The sequence below is a fragment of the Limosilactobacillus reuteri subsp. simiae genome (genome assembly GCF_020784875.1).
GTDB lineage: Bacteria > Bacillota > Bacilli > Lactobacillales > Lactobacillaceae > Limosilactobacillus > Limosilactobacillus reuteri_H.
In genome coordinates, this window is sequence record NZ_JAJGUI010000112.1 from 208,520 (window position 1) to 233,028 (window position 24,509).

The 24,509-nt window shown below is 37.5% G+C and carries 24 protein-coding genes and 2 tRNA genes; 24 read left to right on the forward strand and 2 right to left on the reverse strand.

The annotated features are described in order from the left end of the window. Positions 1-191: 191 nt before the first annotated feature. From rpsF to LMC10_RS09195, 12 genes are all read left to right on the forward strand, one after another. The gene (gene rpsF / locus LMC10_RS09140; RefSeq protein WP_003665235.1) at positions 192-488 is read left to right on the forward strand and encodes a 30S ribosomal protein S6; all 297 of its coding nucleotides are present in this window, start codon (positions 192-194) and stop codon (positions 486-488) included. 37 nt (positions 489-525) lie between these two features. Beyond that, positions 526-1,089 (forward strand): single-stranded DNA-binding protein, encoded by a 564-nt coding sequence (gene ssb / locus LMC10_RS09145; RefSeq protein WP_003665236.1) that lies wholly within the window; start codon positions 526-528, stop codon positions 1,087-1,089. A gap of 33 nt (positions 1,090-1,122) precedes the next feature. Then, on the forward strand, positions 1,123-1,359 hold the full coding sequence (rpsR, locus tag LMC10_RS09150; RefSeq protein WP_003665240.1) for a 30S ribosomal protein S18: 237 nt from the start codon (positions 1,123-1,125) through the stop codon (positions 1,357-1,359). Between the two features lie 140 nt (positions 1,360-1,499). Continuing rightward, complete coding sequence (deoC, locus tag LMC10_RS09155) at positions 1,500-2,153, forward strand: deoxyribose-phosphate aldolase (RefSeq protein WP_228341198.1); 654 nt, start codon at positions 1,500-1,502, stop codon at positions 2,151-2,153. Positions 2,154-2,252: 99 nt separating this feature from the next. Next, positions 2,253-3,188 (forward strand): sugar-binding transcriptional regulator, encoded by a 936-nt coding sequence (locus LMC10_RS09160; protein WP_229269631.1) that lies wholly within the window; start codon positions 2,253-2,255, stop codon positions 3,186-3,188. Between the two features lie 97 nt (positions 3,189-3,285). Next, a complete protein-coding gene (locus LMC10_RS09165) occupies positions 3,286-5,304 on the forward strand; it encodes a DHH family phosphoesterase (protein ID WP_153701428.1) in 2,019 nt (672 codons plus the stop codon). A 5-nt stretch (positions 5,305-5,309) separates the two neighbouring features. Continuing rightward, on the forward strand, positions 5,310-5,762 hold the full coding sequence (gene rplI, locus LMC10_RS09170; RefSeq protein ID WP_229269632.1) for a 50S ribosomal protein L9: 453 nt from the start codon (positions 5,310-5,312) through the stop codon (positions 5,760-5,762). 33 nt (positions 5,763-5,795) lie between these two features. Continuing rightward, positions 5,796-7,184, forward strand: a complete 1,389-nt coding sequence (dnaB, locus tag LMC10_RS09175; RefSeq protein WP_072575215.1) for a replicative DNA helicase — start codon at positions 5,796-5,798, stop codon at positions 7,182-7,184. 121 nt (positions 7,185-7,305) lie between these two features. After that, positions 7,306-8,508 carry an MDR family MFS transporter gene (locus tag LMC10_RS09180; protein ID WP_229269633.1) on the forward strand — a complete coding sequence of 401 codons (1,203 nt, stop codon included), beginning with the start codon at positions 7,306-7,308 and terminating at the stop codon, positions 8,506-8,508. Between the two features lie 12 nt (positions 8,509-8,520). Beyond that, a complete protein-coding gene (locus LMC10_RS09185; RefSeq protein ID WP_229269634.1) occupies positions 8,521-8,847 on the forward strand; it encodes a hypothetical protein in 327 nt (108 codons plus the stop codon). A 176-nt stretch (positions 8,848-9,023) separates the two neighbouring features. Then, a complete protein-coding gene (locus LMC10_RS09190) occupies positions 9,024-9,908 on the forward strand; it encodes a PPK2 family polyphosphate kinase (protein ID WP_019253766.1) in 885 nt (294 codons plus the stop codon). A 394-nt stretch (positions 9,909-10,302) separates the two neighbouring features. Continuing rightward, on the forward strand, positions 10,303-11,604 hold the full coding sequence (locus LMC10_RS09195) for a Fic family protein (protein ID WP_228341204.1): 1,302 nt from the start codon (positions 10,303-10,305) through the stop codon (positions 11,602-11,604). 41 nt (positions 11,605-11,645) lie between these two features. Here the strand turns inward: LMC10_RS09195 and LMC10_RS09200 are convergent. Further along, a tRNA-Lys gene (locus LMC10_RS09200) sits at positions 11,646-11,718 on the reverse strand. A 149-nt stretch (positions 11,719-11,867) separates the two neighbouring features. Here LMC10_RS09200 and LMC10_RS09205 point away from each other — a divergent pair. Together LMC10_RS09205 and LMC10_RS09210 are read left to right on the forward strand one after the other, a co-directional pair. Continuing rightward, the gene (locus tag LMC10_RS09205; protein ID WP_019253763.1) at positions 11,868-12,302 is read left to right on the forward strand and encodes a MarR family winged helix-turn-helix transcriptional regulator; all 435 of its coding nucleotides are present in this window, start codon (positions 11,868-11,870) and stop codon (positions 12,300-12,302) included. Positions 12,303-12,389: 87 nt separating this feature from the next. After that, a complete protein-coding gene (locus LMC10_RS09210) occupies positions 12,390-14,111 on the forward strand; it encodes an ABC transporter ATP-binding protein (RefSeq protein WP_229269635.1) in 1,722 nt (573 codons plus the stop codon). Between the two features lie 95 nt (positions 14,112-14,206). Here the strand turns inward: LMC10_RS09210 and LMC10_RS09215 are convergent. Then, positions 14,207-14,279, reverse strand: a tRNA-Lys gene (locus LMC10_RS09215). A gap of 175 nt (positions 14,280-14,454) precedes the next feature. Here LMC10_RS09215 and yycF point away from each other — a divergent pair. The 10 genes from yycF (at position 14,455) to LMC10_RS09265 (ending at position 24,497) form a co-directional block, all read left to right on the forward strand. Beyond that, positions 14,455-15,162 carry a response regulator YycF gene (gene yycF, locus LMC10_RS09220; RefSeq protein ID WP_011953351.1) on the forward strand — a complete coding sequence of 236 codons (708 nt, stop codon included), beginning with the start codon at positions 14,455-14,457 and terminating at the stop codon, positions 15,160-15,162. Between the two features lie 13 nt (positions 15,163-15,175). Next, positions 15,176-17,041 carry a cell wall metabolism sensor histidine kinase WalK gene (walK, locus tag LMC10_RS09225; RefSeq protein ID WP_229269636.1) on the forward strand — a complete coding sequence of 622 codons (1,866 nt, stop codon included), beginning with the start codon at positions 15,176-15,178 and terminating at the stop codon, positions 17,039-17,041. Beyond that, on the forward strand, positions 17,019-18,314 hold the full coding sequence (locus tag LMC10_RS09230; protein ID WP_042746399.1) for a YycH family regulatory protein: 1,296 nt from the start codon (positions 17,019-17,021) through the stop codon (positions 18,312-18,314). The genes walK and LMC10_RS09230 overlap by 23 nt, the downstream gene beginning before the upstream one ends. Positions 18,315-18,326: 12 nt before the next feature. Next, positions 18,327-19,169 carry a two-component system regulatory protein YycI gene (locus tag LMC10_RS09235; protein ID WP_229269637.1) on the forward strand — a complete coding sequence of 281 codons (843 nt, stop codon included), beginning with the start codon at positions 18,327-18,329 and terminating at the stop codon, positions 19,167-19,169. Between the two features lie 17 nt (positions 19,170-19,186). After that, a complete protein-coding gene (locus LMC10_RS09240; RefSeq protein ID WP_016496352.1) occupies positions 19,187-19,993 on the forward strand; it encodes an MBL fold metallo-hydrolase in 807 nt (268 codons plus the stop codon). Positions 19,994-20,094: 101 nt separating this feature from the next. Further along, positions 20,095-21,372 (forward strand): S1C family serine protease, encoded by a 1,278-nt coding sequence (locus LMC10_RS09245; protein ID WP_229269638.1) that lies wholly within the window; start codon positions 20,095-20,097, stop codon positions 21,370-21,372. 107 nt (positions 21,373-21,479) lie between these two features. Then, on the forward strand, positions 21,480-21,977 hold the full coding sequence (locus tag LMC10_RS09250; protein ID WP_011953352.1) for a phosphatidylglycerophosphatase A family protein: 498 nt from the start codon (positions 21,480-21,482) through the stop codon (positions 21,975-21,977). Positions 21,978-22,284: 307 nt separating this feature from the next. Continuing rightward, positions 22,285-23,187, forward strand: a complete 903-nt coding sequence (locus LMC10_RS09255) for an ABC transporter substrate-binding protein (protein ID WP_229269639.1) — start codon at positions 22,285-22,287, stop codon at positions 23,185-23,187. A gap of 468 nt (positions 23,188-23,655) precedes the next feature. Beyond that, a complete protein-coding gene (gene rlmH / locus LMC10_RS09260) occupies positions 23,656-24,135 on the forward strand; it encodes a 23S rRNA (pseudouridine(1915)-N(3))-methyltransferase RlmH (protein WP_011953354.1) in 480 nt (159 codons plus the stop codon). 143 nt (positions 24,136-24,278) lie between these two features. Next, positions 24,279-24,497 carry a hypothetical protein gene (locus tag LMC10_RS09265; RefSeq protein ID WP_035170446.1) on the forward strand — a complete coding sequence of 73 codons (219 nt, stop codon included), beginning with the start codon at positions 24,279-24,281 and terminating at the stop codon, positions 24,495-24,497. Positions 24,498-24,509 lie beyond the last annotated feature (12 nt).

The window sequence follows — 24,509 nt, forward strand, 5'->3', positions numbered from 1 at the left end:
GAGAAAGTAGATATTTTACGTATATATAGTTATAGTGACCGCAACATTTAGGATTTCTTGTTAGATGTTCCTTGTTTTAAATAGAATTTTATGCTATATTTTATGTCTGTGAGTATACGTAATGACGTCTACTTTCCTTGTTCTTCTCAAATAGCGAGAAGAGCCAGAGTCCATAAGGAGGTGTAACATTCATGGAAACACGCAAATATGAAATTACTTACATCATTCGTCCTGATATCGAAGAATCTGCAAAGAGCGAATTGGTAGACCGATTCGACAAGATCTTGGCGGACAATGGTGCAACTATCGCTGACTCAAAGGATTGGTCAACTCGTCGTTTTGCTTACCCAATCGCTAAGTACACTGAAGGTACTTACCACGTGGTAAACTTAACTACTGATTCAGATCAAGCTTTAAACGAATTTGATCGTTTAGCTAAGTTCAGTGATGATATCCTACGTCACATGATTGTTAAGCTTGATGCTTAATTAATTTGTCAATAAAGTAAAGAGAGGAGAGAGATCTATGCTTAATCGTGCAGTCTTAACTGGGCGTTTAACAAGAGATCCCGAGTTGCGGTACACAACCAGCGGGACAGCAGTTGTTTCATTTACGTTAGCTGTTGATCGGCAATTCCGAAACCAAAATGGTGATCGTGATGCTGACTTTATCAATTGCGTTATTTGGCGTAAATCCGCTGAAAACTTTAGTAACTTTACGCATAAGGGTTCACTTGTTGGAATTGAAGGGCGTATTCAAACCCGGAATTATGAAAACCAACAGGGTAACCGTGTATATGTTACCGAAGTTGTTGTAGATAACTTTGCATTGTTAGAACCTCGTCAAAATGGTGGTATGAACCAATCAGGCGTTCAACAGCCATTTAACAATAACCAACAATCGTTTGGTGCTCAGGCTCCACAATATGGCAGTCAACCACAACCTGGAAATAATGCTCCTCAAAGTAATCCGTCACCAAGTATGGACAATGGTTTCGATCCCAATCAAAATGCTGGCAACCAGTTCCCTGGAAGCAGTGATGATGGTGGTCAATCCATTGATTTAGCTGATGACGAATTACCATTCTAAATAAATTTTTACTCAGAATAGGAGGGTAATTTCATGGCACAACAACGTCGGGGCGGACGTCGTCGTCGTAAGGTCGACTTCATCGCCGCAAACCACATCGAATACATCGATTACAAAGACACTGATTTATTACGTCGGTTCATTTCTGAACGTGGTAAGATCTTACCACGTCGGGTTACTGGTACCAGTGCTAAGAACCAACGTAAGTTAACTATCGCTATCAAGCGTGCACGGATCATGGGTCTTTTGCCATTCGTTGCAGAAGACTAGTTTCCGCTAGTAATATTAATTAAAGAGACCTTTTTATAGGTCTCTTTAATTTTTAAATTATATTTTACAAATGTTCACATATGCTTGAACATTTGTAAAAGTGATATATAATTAAAATATAGAAAAGGAGTGACTCTAAGATGAAACTAAATAAATATATTGATCATACTTTACTAAGTCCCGAAGCAACAGAAGCACAAGTAGAAAAGGTTATTAAGCAAGCAATTGATAATCATTTTCATACTGTTATGATTAATCCATACTGGGTTGCTAAAACTCATAAAGCATTAGAAGGAACTGATGTGGTGACAGCAACTGTTATTGGTTTTCCTCTTGGAGCCACTACAACTGCAACAAAAGTTTTTGAAACTGAGCAAGCGATTAAAGATGGTGTTGATGAAGTCGATATGGTTATGAATATCGGCGAAATGAAAGGCAAAAATTATGATAAAGTAGCTGATGATATTAAGACAGTTGTTAAAGTTGCTCATAATGCCAATAAGGTTGCAAAGGTAATTATTGAAACAGCTTTGCTAACTGATGATGAAATCACTAAGGCATCTAAGATTGTTGCTGATGCAGGTGCTGACTTTGTAAAAACATCAACAGGTTTCTCAACCCGTGGAGCAGCAGTTCATGATGTTGAATTAATGTCAGCAGCTACTAAAGAAACTCCCACTGAAGTAAAGGCTTCTGGTGGTATTCATACAACCGAAGAAGCAGAAGCAATGATTAATGCTGGAGCTACAAGGTTAGGCGTTAGCCATAGTATGCAAGTTATTGGTAAAGAATAGAATAATGTTGAAAATAGTTCAGCGGTTGGTGAAAATCAGCCTCTGGACTATTTTAATGTTATTATAGATTAATAATAAAACATAAATGAGGGATTGCGAGTGGATAGTAAGCAACAAATTAAACAGGCCGTCCAGGTTAGTAAACTTTACTATTTAGATGGCGCTACCCAAGCAGAAATCGGAAAAAAACTAAATTTATCGCGACCAACAATTTCTCGATTACTTCAATTTGCACGCGAGAAAAATATTGTCAAAATTTCAATAAATGATCCGCTTAGCAATATTGAAGATCTGCAGCACCAATTAAAAGAAAAGTATCAACTAAAGGATGTCATTATTAGTACTCCAGAAAGCAATGAAACGGCTGAAATTTTATCATCTTTAGGCAAGGCCACAGCTCGTTACCTTGATAAAAAAGTTAAGGATAATGATGTTATTGGTGTTAGTTGGGGAAGGACACTGGTCAGCGTAGCACGTCAATTGATACCAAATGACCGTAAAAATGTTCAGGTGGTCTATTTGAAAGGAACAGTGGCGAACTCTACTCATAATAATTATGTTGTAGAGGTTACTAAATGTTTTAATAAATGCTACCATACCCAGGCGCAGATTCTTCCGCTTCCTTTAATTTTTGAAAATAAGCAAATTAAAGAGATGGTGATAAAAGATAAATTTATTAACGAGATTTTAGATACTGGTAAGCGGACAAGCGTGGCACTTTTTACGGTAGGAACGACGGAACAAGATTCAACGCTATTTGAACTAGGTTATTTTAATGGTCAGCAAATTAAAAGCTTGCAAGAGAAGGCAGCCGGGGACCTTGTTTCTCGCTTTATTGATGAACGCGGAAAAATCGTTGATGACCAGTTAAATGATCGCACAGTTGCTATTGCTTTAGATGGTCTAAAACAAGCTCGGGAATCAGTTCTTATCGCTGGCGGAATGAATAAATTAAAAGCAATCAAAGCGGCCTTAGCTGGAAAATATGCAAATGTATTAGTAACTGATTCACTTGTGGCTCAACACCTATTATAGTTACCCATTAGATGATATAATCTATTGACTAAGTACTTGATGTGATATGATAGATTTATCCAATTAATAATTTAAAGCTATTTTTAGGAGGACTAGCATGCGAAAAATTTTCAGTCGTGAGAACTGGGAGTTTTATTTTGAACACCCAGCCGTCCGCTGGAATGTCTGCTATATAGTGCTTTTAACAATCATTGGGCTTATTTTAGGGTTTATGGATAACTGGATTATTGGGCTAATTGTTTTAGTAATCGCAGTTATTGGTGGAGCTATTAGTATTCGGCGGTTAAGAAAATTAGTAGTCGATGCTCATGAATATTTAAATGAATTAACGTATAAAGTCCAACGTGGGCAACAAGAAGCATTACTGGAAATGCCCATGGGAATGATTATGTTAAATAAGCGTCATGAGGTTGAATGGATTAATCCATATATGGCGCGTTATTTTAATCTTGAAATTGTTGTAGGGAAGCCGATTGCAGATGTTGATGCAAAATTAGCGGAATTAATAAAAGATCATGCAGATGATAAGCAAACACAAGTAGTGACTTGGCGTGACCATCAATTTGAATTTTTGGTTCAGCATCACGGACAGGTAGTTTATTTATTAGATATTACAAAATATGAACAGATTAGTGCACAATATAAGGATGAACAAATCTTCATTGGTAATATTTACCTAGATAATTATGATGAGCTGATTCAAGGGATGAGTGATTCTGATGTCTCTAATCTTCATAATTACGTAACTTCACAAATAAGCGATTGGGCAGTTGCTAATCACTTATTGATGAAGATCATTGATGATGATAATTACTTGATTATTGGACATCAAGCTTCATTAAAAGAACTTGAAAAACAAAAATTCAAGATCCTTGATGTTATCCGTGAAAATACATCCAAGCAAAATTCGCCAGTTACTCTCAGCGTAGGAATTGCTTATGGCGAAAATGATCTGATAAAACTTGCTGATACGGCACAAAATAACCTTGACCTTGCGTTAGGTCGTGGTGGAGACCAAGTTGTTGTTCGTGCTCAAGATCAGGAAGCACGTTTCTATGGTGGAAAGACCAACCCGATGGAGAAACGAACTCGGGTACGAGCACGGATGATTAGTCAAGCATTACAAGAATTAATGGCCCAATCAGACCAATTATTTGTAATGGGCCATACCAATCCAGATATGGATTCAATCGGTGCTTGTTTGGGGATTCGACGGATTGCGGAAATGAACGGTAAAGAATGCTGGATTGTGATTGATGACGAGCATCCACACTCTGATATTCAACGTTTGATGCACGAGATTGATAATTACCAGACGATTAAGGACCATATTATTTCACCAGTCGAAGCGTTAGAAAAAGCGACAAATAACAGTTTATTAGTAATGGTTGATCATGCTAAGCGGGGAATTACCATTGCTCCTGAATTATATGATAAAATGCAAAACAGACTTGTTATCATTGACCACCATCGTCGTGGCGAGGACTTTCCTGAAAATCCATTACTTGTTTATATCGAACCATATGCCTCATCAACTTGTGAGTTAATTACGGAAATGTTTGAATACCAACCACGTGAAGGAAAAGGACTTAACAAGCTTGAAGCAACGGCAATGCTAACAGGGATTCAGGTTGATACAAAATCATTCACCAAGAGTGCTGGTACGCGAACTTTTGATGCAGCTAGTTACTTGCGTTCTGCTGGTGCCGATGGTTTAATGATTCAATCATTTATGAAAGAAAATCCAGAAACTTTTATGATGCGTAATCATTTGATTTCAAGAGCGGAAATAAATGATAAAATAGCATTATGTACGGGTGAAGAGGGACAGGTTTATGATCCTGTCACGGCTGCCCAGGCTGCTGATATGTTGCTCCAAATGAGTGGAATTGAAGCTTCATTTGTAATTTTTGAACGTGCTGATAACAAGATCGGAATTTCAGCACGCTCAATGGGAAATGTCAACGTCCAGGTAATCATGGAAAAAATGGGTGGTGGCGGCCACCTTGCAAATGCTGCTACACAAATCAGTGATAAAGATATTACGCAGGTCAAGCAAGAGTTAGTCGATATTCTAACTAAACCTGATAAAGAGCAAGACGATACAGAGGAGTGATCATAATGAAAGTTATTTTTACACAAGATGTACGAGGCCGTGGTCAACGTGGTCAAATTAAGGAAGTTCCAGATGGCTATGCTCAAAACTACTTAATTAAGCGTGGATTAGCAAAACAAGCTACTAAGGCGGCGATGAGCCAACTAAAGGGTCAACAGCGTGCTGAAGAAAAACATGCCGCTGAAGAATTAGCTGATGCCAAGCGGATAAAGAAGATCCTTGAAGATGATAATACAGTTGTTGAATTAAGCGGAAAAGCCGGTACAGATGGCCGGATGTTTGGTTCAATTTCAACAAAACAAATTGCAACTGCTTTACAAAAACAATTTGACCTTAAAATTGATAAGCGAAAGATTGAGTTGGCAGCCCCAATTAAGGCGCTTGGTTACGTTAATGTGCCAATCAAGCTTCACCCGGAAGTAGAAGCTCAAATTCGTGTTCACATTGCTGAAAAGTAATGAGGGTTAATAGATTTAAGGAGCGGTATCGTCATGGATAATGCACCAGTGCAAGAAGAGCCACGCGATATTGAAGCAGAAAAAGCAGTTCTTGGAGCTGCTTTTTTAAGTAAAAACGCGTTGGCTGATGCGATGGAATATCTTGAGCCGCAAGATTTTTATCGGAAGGCTCATCAAATCATTTTTGAAAAGATGGTCCAACTAAATGATGCGGACCAGCCAATCGATCCGTTAACGATGAAAAATGTCCTTGATCAGGATAATCAAACGGAAAATGTTGGTGGAGTTGCTTATATTGCTGAACTTGCAACAGCGGTTCCGACGGCTGCTAATGTTGTCTATTACTCAAAAATTGTTCATGATAAGGCGATTTCACGACGGTTGATCAATACTGCAACCAAGATTATCAATGATAGCTATGCTGGAAATGACAAAATTGAAGATCAACTTGACCGGGCTGAGCAAGAAATTATGTCAGTTTCGGAAAATAGTCGTCAAACTGGTTTTAAAAGTATTAGTGACGTTTTACAAGAGTCAATTAATCATGTCAGTGAGCTCTCTAGTCAAGATTCAGAGATTACTGGACTTTCAACTGGATATGCTCAATTAGATGAGATGACAACTGGTCTGCATAAAGACGAGTTGGTGATTATTGCGGCACGGCCTGCTGTTGGGAAGACTGCCTTTGTTTTGAATATTGCTCAAAACGTTGCAACTAGAACCGATAATACGGTCGCAATTTTCAGTCTTGAAATGGGTGCGGAGTCTTTAGCAAACCGGATGCTTTGTGCTGAAGGAAATATTAACGCTAACCACTTACGGACCGGACAGCTTACGCAGGATGAATGGCAAAGTTTATTTATTGCCACTGGTGCCTTAAGTAATGCAAGTATCTATATTGACGATACACCAGGAATCAAGGTAGCAGAAATTCGGGCACGTTGTCGGCGCTTAGCAAAGGAAAAAGGCAATTTAGGATTGATCGTAATTGATTACCTTCAGTTGATTGAAGGGAGTAATCCTGATAACCGACAACAAGAAGTTTCAGAAATTTCTCGACAACTAAAGAAACTGGCAAAGGAATTAGAAGTTCCAGTTATTGCCCTATCACAGTTGTCGCGGGGAGTTGAACAGCGACAAGACAAGCGCCCGGTTTTATCTGATATTCGTGAATCTGGATCGATTGAACAGGATGCAGATATTGTTAGTTTTCTTTATCGTGATGACTATTATGAGCACGATGAAGATTCGGAAGATAATAACCCGGGAAATAATCAGGATGACGATGGATCAAATGCTAGTGAAGTTGAAGTCATCATTGAAAAGAATCGTAGTGGTCCGCGGGGGACAGTTAAATTATTATTTGCAAAGTCTTATAATAAGTTCACTTCGATTTCCTATATTCCTGAAGATAATAATTAAAAACTAAATTTCTAAGAGGGCATTTCAGTAAAAACTGAGGTAGCCCTTTTAGTGCGCTTAAGACATTAAAAATGTTTTTAAAAAAATAAACGGTATGATAGTAATTGAGGAGGCGTAAACAATGAACCGTCAAGGCGTAGAATTAAAATGGCTTTTATTCGGAATGTTCCTTGGAAGTATTGGGAATAGTTTTGTCTGGCCATTAACAACAATTTATATTCACGATCAGTTGCATGAGTCATTAACTGTATCGGGAATCGTTTTACTCTTTTATTCGGGAGCAAATGTTGTCGGAAGTTATATTAGCGGAATGTTATTTGACCGAGCTAACCCGCGGAAATTAATGATTGGCGGGACACTGCTAGCGACAATCGTAATGGCTATTATGATTTTCTTCAATGGCTGGCCGATATATGGAATTCTTTTAACAGTTATTGGATTCTTCAATGGTTGGATCATCACAATGGTTAATTCTTTTGCGACTCGTTCAGGGCGAGATGGTCGTTATGTCTTTAATATGTTGTATTTTGCCAATAACTTGGGGATGGTGATTGGAACTACTATTGTCGGTCCGCTTTATCAGTATGCAGATGGCAATGTTTCACCAATGTTCTTAATTACGACAATCCTTTATACAATGTTCTCACTTGTTGTTATCTTTTTCTTTAAAGACAGTCAACAAACAGTTGCGAAGACCGAAAATACAGAAGATAAAGAAGAAACCAAGACAGTTGATATTAAGATGCCCCAAGCTAACTTATGGATTAACTGGATCTTCTTCATTGCCTTAGTTGTAATCTGGACAATGTATGAACAATGGGCAAGTAACTTATCAGTTTTCATGACTGATCAAGGAATCTCAATGACGAAATATAGTCTTTTGTGGACATTAAATGGGATTTTAATCGTTGTTTTCCAACTAGGAATTACTTGGCTTAATCGTTGGGTTAATCGACCATATGCGCAAGTATTTATTGGGATGTTTACAATTGGTTTCTCATTTGTCCTCTTACTTTACGCTCACTCATATAGCTGGTTTGTTGCGGCAATGGTCGTTTTGACAATTGGTGAAGCTACTGCTCTGCCAACGATGCCTGCTATTGTAAACAGCCTTTCACCGGTTGCTGTTAAGGGAAAGTACCAGGGGATTTTGAACGCATTTTCTTCTTTAGGAAAGGCAATTGGTCCTCTATTTGGTGGATTGATGATTGAAGCGACCTCTTATCATATCCTCTTTATTATTTGTGCGATTTCGATTTTTGTAATGGAAATAATAGTAATCTTTGTTATTAAGATAAAACAGGCAAAAGCAGTTGAATATTAAAGAAGTGATCAAATGTTTTACAATAATTTTGATAATGTCCATGGTGAAGACCGTTACGGAATGGTAGGGAAAACAGGAGATTCTTTTAGGGAAGAATGTGAACTAGGGATTTCTTGTTATCAGTGTCATGAACAGCCGTTAGTAATTGCGGAAAGAAATTGGATGGATACGAATAATGATGACTCGCAACGATACCAAATTGTGGTAGTTTGTGCGCATTGTGGTGCCGTTGATGAATTCATTGTTAATAATGGTCGCGAGCATCAAATTAGTAAATTAAAACGTAGTAAATACCAGCCAACAGAAAAGAATATTATAAATAAGGGAACTGTGGACTAGAATGTTCATGGTTCTTTTTTGATATTATTACATTTAATTAAATAAGCTCCTAAGATTGATATAGTGATCATAGAGCCTTAGCAGCTTATATATCTTTAAAAATTAGCTTTTATTAACCAAAGTTTGCCAGATTTGCTATGATGGTAGTTGAAATCAAATTAAAAGCAATGAGGTGAATGTTGATGAAAACCAAGAAATATCGTTACACTGGAAAAGACTTTGATATTAAGACGGCACCAACTAAGGTAAAAGATTCTGCTGATGACCTTAAGAAGATTAAAAAGAAGATCAAGAAAAATGTAAAGTCAATCAAAAATGCGCAAAAGATGATGTATGCCCGGCGTCATTATGGTGTTTTAGTAGTATTTCAAGCAATGGATGCGGCAGGAAAAGATAGTATGATTTCGCATATTTTTGCGGGCGTAAATCCAGTTGGGTTTAAGGTGGCTAATTTTAAACAACCAACAGGCCGCGAATTACGTCATGATTATCTCTGGCGAATCAATCGTGAATTGCCAATGCGTGGTGATATTGGTGTTTTCAATCGATCTTATTATGAAGATGTTCTTGTTTCACGCGTTCATCCTGCTTTAATTTTGCAATCTAATATTCCAGGAATTGAGTCTGTTCATGACGTTAATAACAAATTCTTTGATAGTCGCTATGAAGACATTCGCCAGTACGAAAGTTATCTAACACGGAACGGTTACTTAATTGTAAAATTCTTCCTCCACGTATCAAAAGAAGAACAGAAGAAGCGTTTCTTAGCACGGATTGATACGCCAGAAAAGAATTGGAAATTTTCAGCAGCTGATATTCGCGAACGTCAATATTGGGACGATTATCAAAAGGCATATGAAAAGGCGATTAATGCTACCGCCACAAAGGAAAATCCATGGTATGTTATTCCGGCTGATGATAAGTGGTACTCGCGTTTAATTGTATCTGATATTTTGACAAAAAAGATTAATAGTTTGCCATTAGCTTATCCTGAGGTTTCGCCAGAACAAGAAATGAGCTTACGCCAAGCACGAAAAGAACTAATAGCAGAAGATAAGTAAATAAAAAGGACGTTCGAATGGCGTCCTTTTTATTTACGTGGTAAAGATGCACTTGTGAGTAAAGAAGTAGATTGCTAATGTAGAACAAAGAATTAGAATGTTAAAGTGTTTGTCAGGTAAGGCTAAGTTCTTTGCATTGAACTGTTCACCAAATGACATATTAATTTACTCATCGTTATTAGTTAAATTAGATTGTTCATTCAAAAAAATAAAAAAACAGTTTTCGAATATATGTTTAAGTATATAAGCCCTCAAAAATTGGTTTTTAGCATTTATATATGAATTTCTAATGATAATAACCCCCGAAAATCGATTTTCAGGGGTTATTATGTTAGTATTTTAATATAATAACACCAAAAAATAGCTTTTTAGCTTTAAGGAGGGAAGATAAATAATGAAATATATACCATTATCTAAATATAAGTATTTTATTGAAGATAAGACGAATGACCCGGCAGCAATTGAAAGTGAATATCAGAGTCGACTGAACGGGTATACAAGCCAGAAGACAACTCTGTTTCCTCTTCTTAACTATCGCGATGGTGCACAAACAAGTAAATATCCAATTTTCTATCTTCCATTACCGGAAATTCAAAACCTGGCGGATCAGCTTAGACGTAATTCTAATATGATTGAGGATATTTCAGTAACGCTTCCCCAAGTTGCGATTAATCAATTTTTGAATTCATTATTACTCTCTGAAATTTTCTACACTAATGATATTGAAGGTGTAAAAACGAGTCGTGTTGAAATTAGTACTGTTATTCAGGAAAATAACCACCAAATAAATGGTGATGATCATATATCAAAGAAAAGGCTTGGTTCAACTATAAAAATGTACCAGCGCACACAATCAGGGAAAAAAGTTGAAATCAATGTTCTTCAAGACTATAGAAAAATCTATGATTCATTGTTAAAAGGCGAACTTAATGAAGATCGACTGCCTAACGGAAAAATATTTCGTGATAAGCTTCCTAATAGCGAAGTGCTTTCGATTGGGGATGGCATTAAAACAGTTCATCGGCCGCCAACCACGGAAACTGCAATCAAGAGTGCCCTTACAGCTTTAATTGAATATATGAATAATGATGATACCCCTTCAATATATAAAGCTCTTGTAACTCACTTTTTCTTTGAAAATACTCATCCGTTTCTTGATGGTAACGGTCGAATGGGGCGTTATCTTTTGTCGTCATATATTGCTAACAAATTTGATCGCTTTACTGGCTTTTCTGTGGCTACTGCAATTCATAATAATGTTCAGCAATACTATAAGGTATTTAAGGATGCCGATAATGCGGAAAATAGAGCTGATTTAACATTTTTTATTCAAAAATTATTAATGATACTTGTTAGTCAGCAGGAAAAAGTAATTAAGATTTTGAGTCAATCTCGTGAAAAGCTTGATAAAGCCAATGAAATTATTAGTCAGTGGGTCAATGAACACCATCATCAATTAACTGCAACGTCTGATAGTTTGTATTGCAATATTCTATATCTTCTTGCACAATCGAAGCTATTTACTAACCAGTTAGATTTAGGAATTAAAGATAACGATATTATTGAAACTTTGAAGAAGAGTAATCGCCGTTATCCAATGACAAAGACTAAGGCAGCCATTGAAGAATTAGAAGCACTTGGCGCAATTGAAATTGTTTCGAAACGTCCTAAACAACATGTAATTACAATTTTATAACAAAAAAAGACCACCGATTACTCGGTGATCTTTTTTTATGATGGGCAGTCAGGGGATCGAACCCTGGACCCACGGATTAAGAGTCCGTTGCTCTGCCAGCTGAGCTAACTGCCCATGTCTTTGACAACATAAATAATAATATCAACTTTCGATCATTTTCGCAAGTGTTTTTCTGAATTTATTTAATAAATTTTCAAATCCATATTTTAATTAGATGCCTAACTGTTATAATTAACAATAAAATTAAAATTGGGAGTAATTTCATGGCATTAAAAAAAGATAAATTTGAGCAAATGAACCGTTTATTGCGGAACTATATGATTAACATGAAGCATTTTTATACTGAACTTGCCCCTGAATTAGATATAACTCCACAGCAAGCTCATACGCTTTTTTATATAGAAAAACACGCTGGTCTTATTCAACGAGAATTAGGTGATCATTTCCATTTACGGAATGCTAGTGTTACCAGTATGGTGAAAAATCTTGAACGCGACGGGTATATTATCCGGAAGGCGGATCAAGAGTCAGCACGAATTAAGCGTATTTTTCTTACCAAAAAAGGTGAAGAAAAGACTAATGAGGTTAAAGAAATATTTGATAAAGCTTATTTGCAGATTATTGCCCGTCTCGATGAAAGAGATATTGATGCAATAGTTAAAGGGATGACTAATATTAATAACAATCTAAAAAAATAAGTTAGACCCTTGACAGTTAGGTATCTACGTGTTTAAATATTCATCATCATTAAAAGTTAGATATTTAACTTTTAGGAGGCTTATGCTTTGAACAGAAATAAATTTAGTTTTCGAAGTTTCTTTAGTTTAATAAATCAATTACATCCGCAGTATATTAAGCTTTTTGTGGGAATCTTACTAGGTTTTATCTCCACGGGTGCTAACCTATTTGTTCCTCAACTAGCGCAAAAGCTAATTAATAATTTTAAGAGTATTAGTCCAACATTGGCAATTTTAACAGTTGTAATTTTTATAGCAGGATTAATTACAAGTGCGTTATCAGGGTTATTATTAGGAATTTTTGGTGAAAATGTTGTTTCTAAATTACGGAAACAATTATGGCAAAAACTACTTAAAATGCCTGTAAAATATTTTGATGATGTTAAAACAGGTGAAATCAGTTCACGATTAGTTAATGATACGTCACAGGTGAAGGATTTACTTGCTTCAACATTACCAAATGCAATGACATCGCTTTTACAATTCGTTGGTGCACTGGTTATTATGTTAGCAATGGATTGGCGAATGACATTGTTGATGTTTGTGGCAGTTCCTTTAGTGATTTTAGTCATGCTACCAGTGATGAATCAGTCGCGTAAGATTGGTCGGGTTCGGCAAGATGAATTAGCAAAATTTGCTAGTGATTCCACCGATGTATTAGGTGAGGTCCGATTAGTTAAGTCTTCAAACGGTGAAGAACATGAACTGGCAAAGGGAAATCGCCGCATCGACAATTTATATCATGTCGGAAGAAAAGAAGCGCTGATTAACTCAGTAACGCAACCAATTACAAACATGCTCATGATGATAATGTTTCTTGGGATTCTTGGTTACGGAGCAATTCGTGTTATGAATGGTGCAATGACAATGGGCGCCTTAGTTTCGTTTTTAATGTATCTTTTCCAGATTATTAGTCCCGTTGTTGTAATTAGTCAGCTCTTTAATAATATGGCAAAGACTAGCGGAGCCACGGAACGTATCCAACAAATCTTAACTGAACCAGAAGAATTTGCTGCTGATAAAGCAGAAAAAGATATTGCGAGCGCACCATTGAAATTTGAGAATGTTGATTTTGCATACGAGGAAGGCAAGCCAGTCTTACGAGATGTTAGTTTTGAAACCAAACCCAATGCAGTGGTAGCTTTTGCCGGCCCATCTGGTGGAGGAAAGTCAACTATTTTCTCATTGATTGAACGATTCTATCAGCCAACAGGTGGAAAAATTTTGATCGGTGAAGAGAATATCGAAAGTGTAGACTTAGCCAAGTGGCGTGAACAAATTGGTCTCGTAGGTCAAGATGCCGCGGTAATGCCAGGAACTATTCGTGATAATTTAACTTATGGGTTACGAAGAGAAGTCTCGGATGAGGAACTTTGGGACGCGTTAAGAATGGCTTATGCAGATGGTTTTGTCAGTGAAATGGAAGATCAGTTAGAAACTGAAATTGGTGAACGAGGGATCAAACTTTCTGGAGGACAACGGCAACGAATAGCGATTGCGCGGGCTTTTCTCCGCGATCCAAAAATCTTAATGCTTGATGAAGCCACTGCTAGCTTGGATGCTGAATCAGAGGCGATGGTTCAAAAAGCATTGGGAGACTTAATGCAAGGAAGAACAACACTAGTAATTGCGCATCGCTTGAGTACGATTGTCGATGCCGATAAAATCTACTTTATCGAAAATGGAACAGTATCCGGCGCAGGAACCCATCAAGAATTATTAAAGACAACACCACTATATGCACAGTATGTTAAGGATCAGTTTAAATAAAAATAAAGACTGCGAAAAGATAAGATTTTCGCAGTCTTTATTTTAAGTATGAAAAAAGCGACTGAGATCAAATCTCAATCGCTGTAAACCTCTGATGGGCAGTCAGGGGATCGAACCCTGGACCCACGGATTAAGAGTCCGTTGCTCTGCCAGCTGAGCTAACTGCCCATATCCTTTAACAGAATACTTAAACAGTTTAACCTGTTATTGATCAAATGTCAAATATTTTTCATAAGTTTTTAGAAAATATTTATGGAACTTTTCCCTGTGCTATAATAGAGGCACTGATATATAGCAGATTTAAAGTAATTAATCAATTAACCCAATGGAGGGAATCATTGATATGGCAAAGAAAATTTTAGTTGTTGATGATGAAAAACCAATTTCTGATATCATCAAATTTAATCTTGAAAAAGAAGGATATGAAGTTGTCGTCGCTTATGATGGCGAAGCAGCTTTAGAACAAGTTGAAGCAGAAAATCCTGATTTAATTATTCTCGACCTAATGCTGCCGAAGATCGATGGACTTGAAGTGGCCAAGCGGGTTCGGGCTAAGCATACCATGCCGATTATTATGGTAACCGCTAAAGATTCGGAACTAGATAAAGTGCTAGGGCTTGAACTTGGGGCCGATGATTATGTTACTAAGCCATTCTCCAACCGCGAACTAGTAGCACGAGTAAAGGCTAATTTACGGCGTCAAGCAACTCTGAAAGCACCAGCAGAGGAAGAAAATAATACCGATATTCAAATTGGCGACCTTACGATTCATCCTGAAGCTTACACTGTAACTAAGCGGGGCGAAAATATCAATTTAACGCATCGTGAATTTGAGCTTCTCCATTATCTAGCTCAACATATTGGACAAGTTATTAACCGTGAACACCTTCTTCAGACTGTATGGGGTTATGACTATTTTGGGGATGTTCGGACAGTTGATGTGACCGTTCGTCGGCTTCGTGAAAAGATTGAAGATAACCCGAGTCACCCCCAATGGTTAATTACCCGGCGTGGTGTTGGCTATTACCTAGCAAATCCTGATCAGAATTAGAGGCTGAACCATTGTGAACAGCAAGTTAAAATTTTATCAATCGATTCGCTTTAAAATCGCTCTCGTATTCGTGTTAATTTTGATGTTAACACTTGAATGCGTTGGGGCGGTTTTTGTGCGTCAATTAGAGCATCAAAACCTTAATACGTTTAAGCAAACCATTGAATTACCGTCTTACGTTGATAATTCTTTAGCAGAGCAGCTATCACGATCAAATACTAAAAAAGCAAACAAACAAATTAACCAAATCCTTTCAGAAGTTAATAACAATAACATTTCTGAAATCCGGGTGGTTGATAGTAAGAGTATTGTACGGGGAACAAGCAACGCTGATAATCGGAGTGCAATCGGTCAGAAAACAACTGACCAAGCAATCAAAGCAACCTTACTAAATAACAGGTCGCATACCGAAAATTTATACGATAATTCAAATCACACGCGCTACTATGTCAATGTGATTCCCCTCGTGGATAACAGTAATAATAACGTTGTCGGAGCTGTTTACCTGCGAGCTAGTCTGGAAAGTGTCTACTCTAATATTAATAATATTACGTTGGTATACTTATCCGCGGCGATGATTACTATTGTCTTGAGTCTGATCTTGGCAATTATTATTTCCCAGGAAATTACCCGCCCAATTGAAGAAATGAGGAAACAAACATTACGAATTGCCCGAGGAGACTATTCTGGTCAAGTAAAAGTATTGGGAAATGACGAGTTAGGACAATTGGCAGGGGCAGTTAATAATCTTTCTGTCCGGGTTGAAGAGGCACAGGAGTCAAGCGATTCTGAGCGACGGCGGCTTGATAGTATTTTATCCCATATGTCAGATGGGGTTTTAGCCACTGATCGTCGAGGGAATGTGACAATTGTAAATAATATGGCGTTACAGTTACTGGGTGTCGAAAATGAAGACGATTTAATTGGTAAATCAATTATTGATGTGTTAGATATTCGTCATGACTATACCGTTCGGCAACTAGTAAATGGTGAACAGCGCGAGATGATTATTGATATGTCAAACTCTGGCAATAATTTGATCTTAAACGCCTACTTCTCGCCAATTCAACGCGAATCTGGCTTTGTCAGTGGGCTTGTGTGTGTCCTTCATGATGTAACGAGCCAGCAAAAAGAAGAACGCGAACGGAAGCAATTCGTTTCAAACGTCTCACATGAGTTACGGACTCCATTAACAAGTGTTAGAAGTTATGTCGAAGCATTAAGTGATGGTGCTTGGCAGGATAAAGAAATTGCCCCTCAGTTTTTAAAGGTTGTTCAGGATGAGACGGACCGGATGATTCGAATGATCAATGACCTGTTGAGTCTATCACGGATGGATTCAGGGACAACGAAGCTCAATCTGGAATACGTAAATATCAATGAGTTATTTAACTATATCTTGGATCGTTTCGATATGATTATTAAAAAAGAAGAAGATCCAAAAAAGAAAAAGTATACCATTGAACGATACTTTACTAAGAAAGATTTATGGGTTGAAATTGATACTGATAAGTTTACCCAGGTAATTGATAATATTATGAATAACGCGATTAAGTATTCTCCAGATGGTGGTGTAATTACAACACGATTACTGGAGACACATAATCATGTTATTTTAAGTATTTCTGACCAAGGCCTAGGGATTCCACGAAAAGATCTTGGACGTATCTTTGATCGATTCTTCCGCGTTGATAAGGCAAGAAGCCGAAAACAAGGTGGAACGGGTCTAGGATTAGCTATTTCCAAGGAAGTTATCAATATGCTTGGTGGACAAATTTGGGTTGATAGTGTAGAAGGCAAGGGTTCAACATTCTATATTTCCTTGCCATATGTACCTTATGAGGAGGAAGACTGGGATGATGAAGAAGCTGAAAAGTAATTGGCAAGCAATCGCCTTAACGGTTGTTGTGCTTCTTAGTTTATTCATTTCATGGATTGTCTGGACCAACCCATTTCCTTTTGAGGGAGCACGACACGAAAATTTCAATAATAACCAATCACAACAATATACACCGCAATCAATGGGCGATGTTTATCTTCCAACTAAAGCAGTTGAGACAAGTGAAAAAGGAACTCAGAATCAGCTTTATAGCCCTAAAGCTAATTTAATTCTGAGCGTGAAAAAAGAGTTAGAGGATTGGAAATTAGGCCGGACAAATGTTGTCAAACAAAATAATAGTGATGTTTACCTGAGTTATTTGCGACGGCGGAACTCGTTAATGCTGACATATCCTGATGAGGTACCAAGCTCAGTCTTCAACGAAACATTTTCCCAGTCAATTGATACTGACCGGGTTAATCAGATTAACCATATTGTTATCCCATTAAACGGGCAACATGAGATTTACTTACTTGGTGACCACCATTATAGTGTGTACCGAGTACGGGTAGAGAAAGGAAAATTTAACCGCATTCGGCAACTCTTAAAGTCGATGGATCGAATCCCGGTTGACCATAAGATTATTAACGGTGTAGCGGTAATGATGTATCCGCGATCCTTTGAATTACCAGCATTAGGATATCAAATTACTGCGCAAAATATTGATACCCTTAGTGCTAGTCTAATGAGTACTAACCAACACACAACAATTACGGCAAATCGGAATGGCAACGAGACTACCTATACGGATGGAACCAATCGTCGGCTGATATTTAATCGCCAAAATGGAACGCTTAAATACGAAAACTACCTTAGTAAGGACGATCGGGAATCAACAAGCCAGATTTTCCCACACTTCTATAATAAGTTGACGACAATTGGAATTCCGCTTGATAATTTGCGCTATGATGAGGTGAGTGAGCATGGTCGTCGGTTAAACTATCGGGCTTATGTTAATAGCTTTCCAATTTTCAATAGTGATGGTTATGGGGAAGTAACGCTTGAATCCACAAGTGGCGGGAATGAACGCTTCTGGCTAAGTCTTTATAGCCTTCAAGTGCCATTGCCAATTGATCACCAGATGGTTAAACTCCCATCAAGCGCAGATGTGATTAACCAATTACATGCAACTAACCGGATGCGTGACATAAAGGACTTGCGTGTCGGATATATTTGGAAAACTGATAAAGATAGTCATGTTGTAAAGCTAGTACCAACATACTTTATTAAGTATCGCGGCCACTGGGTTGAATATACCGAGTTAGAAAAGTAGGAGGGTTAAAGAATGAATTTTAAACGTATTCAATGGATCTTTATCCTTGCCTTTTTGCTTTTTGATATTTTTGTTGGAAGTTCATTAATCTTAGAAACTAAATTTACCGTTTCTAATGGTCAGCAAAATCGCCAATCAACAGTGTTAAAAGAAATGCGTAATGACTCGATTAGTTATGGCGACCTTTCTAACAAGCAGCAAACTGGATATTATATTGCTGGGAAAAAATCATCAGATGGCGGAGTACTAGAACAGGAAGCCGGGAAATTACGTAATCAAAATTTTCGGCTATCTTCAGGAACACTGACTAGTGAGTTTGATAAGCCAATTAAAACGACTAAAAATAATGATATTAGGCGTGTTGATCGGTTGCTAAAAAATAAAAAGATGGTAAGTTTGGGAAATCATTATCGTTATAACAAGGAATTATCGGACAAAAATACCCTTGTTTATACGCAGATGCTAGAAGGAAAGCCGCTATTTTCAAATGATGGGCAAATTCGTTTTCGGATAAACTCTGACCATGAGATAACAGGTTATACACAGACTTACTTGCAAGATGTTGAAATTCTCCGGCAACGGTCAAATACGATTAGCCAGCGCCGAGCAATTACCTGGTTGTATAAACATAATCAGATTCCTAATAACTCCCGCATTAGGTGGTCGGTGCTCAGTTATTCTAAGCTCCTTAACACTACTACTGATGATAAAGCAGTCTATGTGCCAACGTGGACTGTTGAAATCAAAACTAAAAACTCAGGAGCAATTCAACAATTACAAGTTAACGCATTTAATAGTACAGTTATGAAGGAAACGCCAGATAGTGTGAATACGAACTCGTTAAATAATAAATAATTGAGGAGGAACTTTAAGTGACAGAAACGGATCCATTACGTTATAGTGTACTTGCGAGCGGGAGTACTGGGAATGTAACTTATTTGGAAACGCGCAACCACCGGATCTTAATTGATGCCGGTTTAAGTGGGAAGCGGATTGAAAATTTAATGAAGAAGATTGATCGATCATTAAAAGACGTCGATGCAATTTTTGTAACGCATGAACACAGTGATCATACGCATGGTGTTGGTGTCTTGGCACGCCGTTATGGAATGGATGTATATGCCAATGAGGGTACCTGGCAGGCAATGGCCGATAAAGTTGGTAAAATCCCATTAGCACAAAAGCATATTATTGCACCAAATACTGTTAAGGATTTGGGAGACATGGATATTGAAAGTTTTGCGGTATCCCATGATGCTGCGCAACCGCAATTTTACCAAGTTCACCACAATAATAAGACCTTCTGTATTATTACGGATACTGGTTATGTTTCTGATCGAGTTGAGGGAACCATTCGAAATGCAGATGCCTACGTAATGGAATGCAATCATGATACAGAAATGTTGCGGATGGGTCCTTATTCATGGCCATTAAAGCAACGAATATTAGGGGATGAGGGCCACCTTTCCAATGAGGAAGGTGCTGATGCATTGATGAGCGTTGTTGGGCGACGAACCAAAGAGATTTTCCTTGGTCACCGTAGTCAACACAACAACATGCGTTCACTAGCCCACTTAACAGTTGCAAGTTTGATGGAGCAGCATGACTTTGGCGTTGATCATGATTTTAAATTGCAAGATGCTGAACCAGAAGAACCAAGCAAGCTAATGACGTTATAATAAAAGAGATCACGGTTTTTATCGACTTTATTCAATGATTTTTCATATTTAAATTGTAACTTGAAGATAGTGATTCTTTAACTTAGTGGAGGGTTTAATTGATGAATAGGATAAAACAAGCTTTTAAAGATCGGTTGTGGCTAGGCGTAATTATTGTCGGCTTATTTGCTGGTCTTATCGGTGGTGGAATTGCCTTAGGAATTAATAACCTGGTACAACATCATGAAGAAGTAACGAGTACACGGGTCCCAGCTGGCTCTAATAAGTCTGGTGGTACGAAGGTTAATAAGAATAAGGCGGACTTAAACGGGGAAGCGTCCCAAGCTTATAAGTCTGTTCAAGGAGCCGTTGTTAGTGTTATTAATAAACAAAAAGTTCAGCAATCAAGTGGGACACTAGGAATTTTTGGTTATGGCAACAGTAGTAACGGCAGCAGCAGTGATTTGTCTAGTGATAATAAATTAGAAACCGCTAGTGAAGGATCAGGAGTTATTTATAAGAAGAGTGGTAATTCGGCTTATGTTGTAACTAATAACCACGTTGTCAAAGGCTCAAACGCGCTCCAAGTAATTCTAAGCAATGGTAAAAAAGTTAATGCTGATTTAGTTGGTGCTGATTCTGCAACCGACTTAGCTGTATTGAAGATTAACGCTACAAATGTTAAGACAGTTGCATCCTTTGGTAACTCTAATTCGATTGTTCCAGGTCAGGATGTGCTAGCAATTGGTTCACCAATGGGAAGTGAATATGCTAATACAGTAACGAAAGGAATTATTTCTGCCAAAGATCGGACATTAAAAGCTGGTACTGATGGAACTTTGACATCGGTTATCCAAACGGACGCCGCTATTAACTCCGGTAATTCAGGTGGTCCATTAATTAATATGGCAGGTCAAGTTATCGGAATTAATTCAATGAAACTTGCTTCTGATACACAAGGCTCTTCAGTTGAAGGAATTGGTTTTGCCATTCCAAGTAATGAAGTTGTGACAATTATTAACCAGTTGATTAAGAATGGTAAAATAACTCGTCCATCACTCGGAATTAGTATGGTGGATCTTAGTAATGTTACTTCTGATCAACAGCAATCAGTCTTAAAACTACCAACAAGCGTAAGCAAAGGGGTAGTGATTATGGATGTGAATAGTGGTTCAGTTGCTGATACTGCTGGATTGAAAAAGTATGATGTCATTACAAAGCTTGGTGATACTCAAGTTACAGATGCGGGTTCATTAAAGGCGGCCCTATATAAATACAAGGTTGGACAAAACGCTAAAGTCACTTACTACCGTGATGGTCAACAGCATACCGCAACTTTGCATCTAACAAAGAGTGCTGATACAACATCAACTGATGACTCACAACAAGATAATAATTAATGAATGAATTAAGATTGGGGATGGACATTCCTGATCTTTTTTCATTAAAAGCCTCTTAATTAAAAGGGGTATAATATTAGTTATCAATATAAAGGATGGTGGGTAAAATGAATAATCCACGGTTTAAATACCCAGATACAAAGGCATATGAATTTGTAGTACATCGTTTAGAAGAACGCGGAGTAAACTTAGAAGAGCTTGCTAAGATTGTGTATGAGACACAAAAGGGCTTTGAACCAGATTTGACGTTGGAAATATGTCAAAAATTTTTAATTGATACGATGCATAAGCGTGAATTATTAAATAGTGCAATGGTAGCACTTGAACTTGATCGGTTAACCGAAGAGGGAAAAGTAGATGAACCTTTAGCAGGTATTATAAGAAATGATGCTGGGGTGTTTGGGGTAGATGAAACCCTAGCTTTACAAATTGCTAACATTTATGGAACAATTGGGACGACAAACTTTGGTTACTTTGACCGGGTTAAGAGTGGGATTATTGCCAAATTTGACCATGATAAGGTTCATGTAAATACATTTATTGACGATATTCTCGCGGCGATTGTGGCGGCTGTTTGCGGAAAGATTGCCCACCAGTACGCTTGATTAAAAAAATCTCATTGACTTTTAAATGATTTATCATTAAAATGAACGTAATTCGTTTAGAGGAGTAAAGCAAATGAGTTATCAAACTTTACAATTAAATCATAGTTGGCAAAGCCGGTAACTCAGGGATAGCTGTAGTACAGATATGACCTGGGTTTATTCACAGATTATATCTGTACCGGCTGCTTTATCATGTACAAATAAGGCCTGTACGGATTTCACGTACGGGCTTTTTCTATTTCACTGGATAAATAGTGGGAGTTCCGAAACGTGGAGCTCCTTTTTATTTTGAAAGGTGGAGATAGGGATGAAACGAATTATGGGCTATATTATTATTGGAATTGTTGTGATTGGTGGTTATTTTGGGCTTTTAAGGCTTCATCAACAGACCACAAAACCGGTGGTAGGGATTTTAACGATGATGCATCATCCGGCATTAGATCAGATTCAAAAGGGAGTCGTTGCCGGATTAGCAGAAGAAGGATACCAAAACGGAAAGAATATCAAAATTGAATACCAGAATGCGAATGGTGATCAAGGAAACTTAAATACTATGGCGAATAAATTAGTGAATGATCATGCGAAAGTAATCGTTGGTATTACCACCCCAGCTTGCCAAGCACTTGCTAATGCGACCAAGGATATTCCAATTGTGATGGGCGGAATTGGTGATCCGGTTGGTGCCGGTTTAGTGAAGAATGAAAGACATCCAGAAGGAAACGTTACAGGAGTTCATGATGTGAATCCGAGTGAACAGCAGATTGCCTTAGTAAAGAAATTTATACCAAATATTAAGACCCTAGGAGTAATTTACACATCGAGCGATACCTCTTCTGAAAGTCAGTACCAAACGATGGTAAAAGCAGCGCATAAATTACATGTAAACTTAAAAACTTATACAATTGCTGGATCAATGGGAGTATTGGTGAAAAATGCAGATGCGGTCAATAAACCCGTTTTCCCTAGTGCTGATACAATGGTAAAAGATGGTGGAGTAGCTTCGATTAGTCTTAGCCAATATGGACAAGGAAAAGTAGCCGGAAAAATGGCAGCACGTATTTTAAAAGGTGAAAAGCCAGGACAGATGGCAGTTAATAATTACCATCATGGAGAACCGGTTCTTAATTTAAAGCAGGCACGTAAGTTAGGAATAAAAGTTCCAGCAGATTTTCAACGAGAAGCAGAACAACATGGAACAGTTTTTAAGTAAGATAGTGGGAAAATTCCGAATATTAAGAAAAATTGAAGAAGCTAATATTCGCTAGGTAACATTCCGTTGTATATTTGCCACAGATTGTGTTGTAAATCGTTAGAAATACGTTAAAATAATAATGTGAAATTGCTTGTGGATAAGTCAGTGGATAACTAACAGTAAATTTAAAGTAATTTTATAAATGTTGGTATATCAATAAAATTTATTGTTCAAAACTTATCCACAAGTTGAATGTGTATTTGTGGATAAGTGGAATTCTTTATATAATTCCTGCAATAACTCTTACGGGCCCAAGGGATAACGAAATTATTGCTGAACGATTGTTCCTGTAGATAACTGTGGATAAGTAATTTTTAAGAAAACGCTTTTTTAACCAAAAATTAACCGAACATTCGGGAAAAGTAAAAAAATCTACACTGGCTTGTGGATAACTTTGTGGATAAACTGTGGAAGGTAGTGGATATCTTGAATATAAAAATTATTGGTGTGGGTAAGTTAAAAGAAAAGTATTTTAAAGCGGGAATTGCTGAATATGCTAAACGACTTGGACGTTATTGTAAATTTGAAATTGTTGAGGTTCCTGATGAAAAAGCACCTGAATCTTTAAGCCAAGCAGAAATGGATGAGGTAATGGCAAAGGAGGGGGAACGGATTCTTGATAAAATCAAAGATCGCGAATATGTGTATGCTTTAGCGATTAAAGGTAAAGAACGTTCTTCTGAAGAGTTTGCAAAAGAGATCAATAAATTAACAACTTATGGTCACAGTGATATTACTTTTGTGATCGGGGGTTCGTTAGGCTTAAGTCCAGCAGTATTAAAACGGGCAGATGCTCAAATCTCGTTTGGGCGTTTTACCTTGCCTCATCAATTAATGCGTTTAGTTTTAAGTGAACAAATTTATCGTGCTTTTACCATCATCAATGGCCTTCCATATCATAAATAAAGAATTTCTTGAGTTTTGTTTAGATTATTATTTATCGTTGTTAACGATGGTATAGTAGTAAATATAAAGTGTAATGGCATAAGAATTAAAGGATTTGATTTAAGATAGGCATACGAGGTTATCAAGTAATTTTTTTAGGAGTAATGGCAGGAATATGCATTTTAGTGATGCAAGGAAAAGCAAGTGCAAGGATAGTGAATGAAGCACGGCTGACATTGCCTAATGAAAAAAGAATTGAGCATGATGAATTTGAACGTTACCAGTTTCGGGCAAAACAGTTACGAACTTGGTGGCAGTTCAAGCGACCGAAATATAAAATTGATTGGTCATTTTATCATAAGAAACGAGGATACTGGGATTAGCTCAGGTCCTCG